6 protein-coding genes are annotated in these 6,648 nt (G+C 65.3%); all 6 read left to right on the top strand.

The window, feature by feature from the left end; genetic code table 11:
• The first annotated feature begins 349 nt into the window (after positions 1 to 349).
• The 6 genes from AC1VWL_RS15945 (at position 350) to AC1VWL_RS15920 (ending at position 6,640) form a co-directional block, all read left to right on the top strand.
• Positions 350 to 628 carry a DUF493 family protein gene (locus tag AC1VWL_RS15945; protein WP_282271059.1) on the top strand — a complete coding sequence of 93 codons (279 nt, stop codon included), beginning with the start codon at positions 350 to 352 and terminating at the stop codon, positions 626 to 628.
• A complete protein-coding gene (gene lipB / locus AC1VWL_RS15940; protein ID WP_482987339.1) occupies positions 616 to 1,317 on the top strand; it encodes a lipoyl(octanoyl) transferase LipB in 702 nt (233 codons plus the stop codon). The genes AC1VWL_RS15945 and lipB overlap by 13 nt, the downstream gene beginning before the upstream one ends.
• 16 nt (positions 1,318 to 1,333) lie before the next feature.
• Positions 1,334 to 2,344, top strand: coding sequence for a lipoyl synthase (gene lipA, locus AC1VWL_RS15935; protein WP_481513795.1), 1,011 nt, complete (start codon positions 1,334 to 1,336; stop codon positions 2,342 to 2,344).
• A 207-nt stretch (positions 2,345 to 2,551) separates the two neighbouring features.
• A complete protein-coding gene (locus AC1VWL_RS15930; protein WP_482987338.1) occupies positions 2,552 to 4,723 on the top strand; it encodes a carboxy terminal-processing peptidase in 2,172 nt (723 codons plus the stop codon).
• 124 nt (positions 4,724 to 4,847) lie between these two features.
• Positions 4,848 to 5,405, top strand: a complete 558-nt coding sequence (locus tag AC1VWL_RS15925; protein ID WP_482987337.1) for a DUF2242 domain-containing protein — start codon at positions 4,848 to 4,850, stop codon at positions 5,403 to 5,405.
• Between the two features lie 62 nt (positions 5,406 to 5,467).
• Complete coding sequence (locus AC1VWL_RS15920) at positions 5,468 to 6,640, top strand: hypothetical protein (protein WP_482987340.1); 1,173 nt, start codon at positions 5,468 to 5,470, stop codon at positions 6,638 to 6,640.
• Positions 6,641 to 6,648 lie beyond the last annotated feature (8 nt).

Genomic DNA, 6,648 nt, shown 5'->3' with positions numbered 1-6,648 from the left:
CCGCAGACGCGCCGCCCACGCGCCCCTTCTGGTTTCTAGGGTGTAGGGCCGAGCCATGCTCGGCAAGGGGCCTTCCCGGCGGCCAATTTGGGAGCGGCGTTAGCCGCGAAGCTGGCCATCTGCATCAATGGCAATGCCCGCAACCTGAACATCCATGAGCTTCGCGGCTGACGCCGCTCCTACTGCGAGCGTTGCCGGTCAGGCCTCTGCCGAGCATGGCTCGGCACTACGGACAGGTGTGTTGGGACCGGCCTCTGCCGAGCATGGCTCGGCACTACCTGGCGTCCGTGGAAGGCTGTGGATCGGCTGTGGCCTTGGGTTTGTAGGCGTTCGCCCCGATAATGGCGGCATGGAAATCAAGTCCGACAACCCTGAACACGGCTTCCAGTTCCCCGGTACCTTTGAGCTCAGCGCCATGGGCGCAGCCAATATCGGCCTGGAAGCTGAACTGCCCAAGTTGCTGCAAAGCGCCGGTATCGAGGTACTGGAAGAGCGCATCAGCTGGAAACAGTCCTCCAACGGCAAGTACGTCTCGGTGCGCATCGCCTTCAAGGCGGAGAGCCGTGAACAGTACGATGCTGCCCACACGGCGATGCGTGAGCATCCGGAAGTGAAGTGGACGCTGTAACCGCCTGTGCGGCAGAAACGCAGCGCAAGGCGCTGCGGCCAGCATTGCTGCGTGATCTGGGCCGGCAAGGCTATGAGCCTGTCTGGCACGCCATGCAGCAGTTCACCGATACCCGCAACGACGGCTCTGCCGACGAGCTGTGGGTGGTCGAGCATGACCCGGTGTTCACCCTGGGCCAGGCCGGCAAGCCCGAGCACGTGCTCGCGGCCGGTGATATCCCGGTGCTGCATGTGGACCGCGGCGGCCAGGTGACCTATCACGGACCGGGCCAGATCGTGGTCTACCCGCTGCTGGACCTGCGTCGGCTCGGCATCGGTGTGCGTGATTACGTGTGCCGGATCGAGCAGGCCATCATCGACACCCTGGATGAATGGAACATCGGTGCGGAACGCATGGACGGCGCGCCCGGTGTCTACGTCGGCGGCGCCAAGATCGCCGCGCTCGGCATCCGCGTGCGCCGCGGCTGCAGTTTCCACGGGCTGGCGTTCAATGTGTCGCTGGACCTGGAACCCTTCCACCGCATCAACCCCTGCGGCTACGCCGGGATGCAGGTGACCTCGGTGCTAGACTTGGGCGGTCCTTCGGGCATCGAAGCGGTCAAGTCGGTGCTGCTGTCCCATCTGGCCCAGCAGTTCGGCCTGGCCTTGCAGCCGACGCCCGAACTGCCCGATCTGACTACGCGGCTCTGAGACCGCTGATAACGCCATGACTGAAACCACCACGCGCTCCATCCCCCTGCAGGTCGTGCAGGGCGACATTCCGTCCGCGCCGTTGCAGGCCGGTGTCAAACAGCTTGGCGGCGACAAGATCAACCGCTCGCCGGTGCAGTTCGCCGACGCGCCGGTGCTGCGCAAGCCTTCCTGGATCCGCGTGCGCATTCCTTCGGGCAATGCCGTGGCCAACCTCAAGGCCAAGCTGCGCGAGAACCGCCTGGTGACGGTGTGCGAGGAAGCGAGCTGCCCGAACATCCACGAATGCTTCGGCCACGGCACCGCCACCTTCATGATCCTGGGCGAAGTCTGTACCCGCCGCTGCTCGTTCTGCGATGTGGCCCACGGCCGACCGAAGCCGCCGGACGCCAACGAGCCGGCCAGCCTTGGCCAGACCGTGGCCGACATGGGCCTGAAGTACGTGGTGGTGACCAGCGTTGACCGCGATGACCTGCGCGACGGCGGTGCCCAGCACTTCGTCGACTGCATCACCGCCATCCGCGAGAAGTCGCCCAAGACCCGCATCGAAGTGCTGACCCCGGACTTCCGTGGCAAGGGCCGCATGGAACGCGCGCTGGAAATCCTCGCGCAGAACCCGCCGGACGTGTTCAACCACAACATCGAAACCGTGCCGGACCTGTACCGCAACGTACGCCCGGGCGCGGACTACCAGTGGTCGCTGACCCTGTTGAAGAATTTCAAGGCACAGCACCCGAACGTGCCGACCAAGTCCGGCATCATGCTCGGCCTGGGTGAAACCTTCGAGCAGGTGCAGGCCACCCTGCGTGACCTGCGCGCGCACGACGTGGAAATGGTGACCATCGGCCAGTACCTGCAGCCGACCGCCCACCACCACCCGGTGCTGCGTTACTGGACGCCGGAGGAGTACAAGGCGTTCGAGGATTACGGCTACGAACTGGGCTTCACCCACGTTGCCTCCGGCCCGATGGTGCGTTCGTCCTACCACGCCGACCAGCAGGCGGCCGGCGCCGGCGTCGCTGTCTGAACCAGACCCCGGCATCCCGCTGCGGCCCACTGCCGCAGCCGGGATCGCGTCGATTCGAGTGGTGCCACGGCAGTGATTCACAAACTGCTACGGGGCGGCAGCTACTCTGGAGCCAAGCAAGGTGACAAGTGCCGAAACTTTCGGCACTGTCGGCGTGTCGAACTTGCCCGCAGTCTCCCCACAACATTCGGTGCCACGAGTATTTTGATGAACTACCGAGTTCCCGTTTTCCTGCTGGCCCTCGCGCTGACCGCTCCCGCCGCCTTGCTGGCGCGCGCCGATACGGCCTTGCCCTCGGCAGCGACCATCGACCAGGCCACCACCTCCAAGCTGGTCTACGGCTTGTTGTCGGACAGCCGTTACGCCTACCGCCCGCGCCAGCTCGACGCGGCGACCTCGCAGGACGTGTTCAAGCGTTACCTGGAGTCGTTGGACAGCGGCAAGCAGTTCTTCACCAAGGAGGACGTGGATCGCTTCGCGCCGCTGGCGGCTCGGACCGGTGACGCCATCCGTTCCGGCGAGCTGGATCCGGCCTACCAGGTGTTCGCGGTGTACCGCCAGCGGGTGGGCGAGCGCGTGGCCTATGCCCGTCGCCTGCTGCGCCAGGAGCCTGATTTCACTGTTGAAGAGCGCTTCAACTACGACCGCAAGGACGTGCCGTGGGCAACCAACGCCGAGTTGGACGAGCTGTGGCGCAAGTCGGTCAAGAACGACTGGCTGCGGCTGAAGCTGGCCGGCAAGCCGGCCGCTGACATCCGCAAGACCCTGGACAAGCGTTACGACACCCTGCTCAAGACCATCAACGAGCTCAAGGGTGACGACGTGTTCTCGTTCTACATGAACGCCTACACCAGCGCCGTCGACCCGCATACCGATTACTTCACCCCGCGTACGGCCGAGAACTTCAACCAGGCCATGTCGCTGTCGCTGGAGGGCATTGGTGCCCAGCTGCAGCGTCAGGACGACATGGTGGTGATCCGCGAGGTGGTGCCGGGTGGCCCGGTGGCGATGGACGGCACGCTCAAGGCCGGTGACCGCATCGTCGGCGTTGGCCAGGGCCGTTCCGGCCCGGTCGAGGACGTGATCGGCTGGCGCATCGACGATGTGGTCGGCAAGATCCGTGGCGCCAAGGACACCCAGGTACGTCTGGAATACATCCCGGCCGCCGAAGGCGTGGATGGCAAGCACCGCATGCTGACCCTGACCCGGCAGAAGATCCGCCTGTCCGAGCAGGCCGCCAAGGGCGAGACCATGACCATCCCGGGTGTCGGTGGCGAGCAGGAACGCCGCATCGGCGTGGTCAAGCTGCCGACCTTCTACCAGGACTTCGAAGGCCGCCGCCGCAATGCCGCCGACTATGCCTCTGCTACCCGCGACGTGGCCAAGCTGCTCGCTGGCTTCAAGGCCGACAAGCTCGATGGCGTGGTGCTGGACCTGCGCAACAACGGCGGTGGTTCGCTGGACGAAGCCATCGAGTTGACCGGTCTGTTCATCGAGCAGGGCCCGGTGGTGCAGGTGCGTGAATCCGGCGGCCGCGTCACCGTCAACAGCGACCGCAACCCTGCCGTGGCCTGGGACGGCCCGCTGGCGGTGCTGATCAACCGTGGCTCGGCCTCGGCCTCGGAGATTTTCGCTGGTGCCATCCAGGACTACGGTCGTGGCCTGGTGATCGGTGAAACCACCTTCGGCAAGGGCACCGTGCAGAACGTGGTGCCGCTGGACCGTTGGCCGGCCAGCGAGAAGGAACGCTTTGGCCAGGTCAAGCTGACCATCGCCCAGTTCTTCCGTGTCAGTGGCTCCAGCACCCAGCACAAGGGCGTGGTGCCGGACCTGGCCTTCCCGGCCAGCGTCGATGCCAGCGAGTTTGGTGAAAGCACCTACGACAATGCCTTGCCGTGGACCCGCATCGCCGCCGTGCCGCATACCCAGTACGGCAACTTCGCACCGATCGTGCCGCGCCTGGAAACCCTGCATGCAACGCGCATCCGCGCCGACCGTGAGTTCCAGTGGTGGGAAGAGGACGTGCAGCAGTTCCGCACCGAGGCCGCCAAGAAGTACGTATCGCTCAACGAAGCCGAGCGCCGTGCCGAGCGTGACAAGCAGGAAGCACAGCGCAAGCAGCGCCAGCAGATCCGCAAGGAACTGGGCCTGCCGCTGGATCCGCTCGCCGAGGACAGCAACGACGATGGCCTGACCGGCAACGAGCGTGACATCGTCAAGGATGCCGCCCGTGAGAAGGCGGCCGAGAAGCGTCCGGACCCGCTGTTGAGGGAATCGGCCTCGATCCTCGCCGATGCCTTGAACGTGCTGGAAAAGGACCGCCCGCTGTCGGCGCAGGTGCTGCCACAGTCCACCGGCCCGGGCCGCTGGGCCGACTGACACCGCGCTGCGCACAGCCGAGCTGAGCGTAGCGACAACGGGATCTGCAAGCTTTAAACGCCGTCAACGTAGCCCTACGTTGGCGGCGTTATGCTGTGGGTCTTCGCTGACTGTGGAGTTGCCCATGCGCCGACGTCTGCTGCCCGCGCTGCCCGCGCTGGCCGTTGTGAGCATGTTGCTCACCGCGTGCGGCGGCAAGGCCGTCAACAGCACCTTGCTGCGCGAATCCTTCGATTCGGGCGATACCTATACGCGCAGCATCGATGCTGAACCAGCGCAGGCCTGCGAGGCCGCGCGACGCGCGTTGCTTGGCCAGGGCTATGCGATCACCCGTGCCGATGCCAGCAACGTGGAGGGCAACAAGAACTTCCAGCCCAAGGACGAGGTGCATGAGCAACTGGTGTTGCGGGTGTCCTGCGCCGCGCAGGGAGCCGGCAAGGCACAGGTGTTCGTGAGTGCGGTGCAGGACCGCTATGCCTTGAAGAAGTCGCCGACCTCGGCCAGCGTTGGCGTCGGCGCGTTGGGTTCGGTGTCGCTGCCGTTCGGCAGCAATGACGACTCGCTGGTGCGGGTTGCCAGCAGCACCGTCCAGGACGCGCAGTTCTACCGCAATTTCTTTGGGCGCTTGCAGTACTACGTGGACCAGGCGGCAGCCGTTGTCCCGCTGGAACCGGCTCGATGAAGCGTGGCTGGCACGCGAAGCAGCGGGCCAGCCGATGGATCCTGGTGTTGTCTGCGTTGGCGATGCCGTTGCTGGCTGAAGCCGGCTGCAAAATGGCTGTTCTGCAGCAGCTGGGTTGGCAACTGGAGCCAAGTGAGGCGCCCGCGCCGCAGATAACCGGCGGTGATCCCTGCCGACGCGCTTCGCTGGCCGAAGCACAGGCGCAGGGTGACCTGCGCCTGCAGGTGCCACGCGCCTACAGCGCCGTACAACGCGAGCAGTTGGCCGACCAGGTATTGCAGCAGCAGGCGAGCATCTGCGGCTACGCTTTCAAACTCGGTGATGCGGCGCGCACGGCAAGTTCGCGGTTGCAGGAGAACCCGGGTTACCGCTTCTCGGCGCTGCAGCTGGGGTGGATAGGCTTCGGTGTGCGCGGTGCGCGCGCACAGGGCTGGCAGCGCTTCCGCAGCTTTGGTCGCGGCTATGCGCCGCAGGCGCGCAATTCGGTGGCGATGGAGGCGTTCTATTCCGGCCGTGTCCGCTCCGAATGCGGGGTGGGGCGGCAGGTGGCGCAGCTGGCGACGTTTCGCGAGCTGTTTGGTGATGCCGCCTTCGATACCGCGTTCAGCGCCGGCGAACTGTCGATCGGCACCTTCCTGAGCCTGCACGACACCCAGAGCATCCTGCTGGGCAGCAGTGCAGGCGAATTGTTCGGCGACGGCAAGGCGGTGCGGACCTCCGCGTTGGGTAGACAGGCATTCATGGGCGCGCCGGGCTATATCGTGCATGCTTTCGATGCTGCGTACCTGGATGACATCAACAACCAGGCCGAGAATTTCGTCATCACCGATGTCAGTGCGGCGGCAGCCGAGGCCTTGGCCCGGCACGGCGGCTTCGTCCATTACGATGCACTCAATAAACAGTTGTGGGAGCTGGCCCAGCAGTTGCCAGGCAGCGGTTGGCGGCGTTTCGAACGGTTGCTGTACGAGCGTGACGCGGCCTTGCGTGCGGCGTTGCCGGCGTCGCAGCAGGCCGTGCTGGCGCAGATGGATGCGGTGCTGGCCGATCCGGTATACCGCGAGTTGATGTTGTACGTGCACAGGCAGGGCGTGCGTCCGTTGGGCTACCACATCGCGCGTCTGCTGGACCGCAACCCGCGTACGCCTTTTGTCATTGAACTGGTGCTGCACAACCTGCACACCACCATTTACCAGCGCTGGTTGCAGGCCCGCCTGGAGGCTTGCGCAGCAGGATAGTCACTACC

Source organism: Stenotrophomonas sp. STEN063 (assembly GCF_056854515.1).
The sequence above is the reverse complement of the archived record's forward strand: the minus strand, read 5'-3'. Positions and strand labels throughout refer to the sequence as shown.

Excerpts from the sequence above, each read along its gene's own strand:
- AC1VWL_RS15925 (WP_482987337.1), top strand. The coding sequence starts at position 4,848 with ATGCGCCGACGTCTGCTGCCCGCGCTGCCCGCGCTGGCCGTTGTGAGC.
- AC1VWL_RS15930 (WP_482987338.1), top strand. The coding sequence starts at position 2,552 with ATGAACTACCGAGTTCCCGTTTTCCTGCTGGCCCTCGCGCTGACCGCT.
- AC1VWL_RS15945 (WP_282271059.1), top strand. The coding sequence starts at position 350 with ATGGAAATCAAGTCCGACAACCCTGAACACGGCTTCCAGTTCCCCGGT.
- lipA (WP_481513795.1), top strand. The coding sequence starts at position 1,334 with ATGACTGAAACCACCACGCGCTCCATCCCCCTGCAGGTCGTGCAGGGC.
- AC1VWL_RS15920 (WP_482987340.1), top strand. The coding sequence starts at position 5,468 with ATGCCGTTGCTGGCTGAAGCCGGCTGCAAAATGGCTGTTCTGCAGCAG.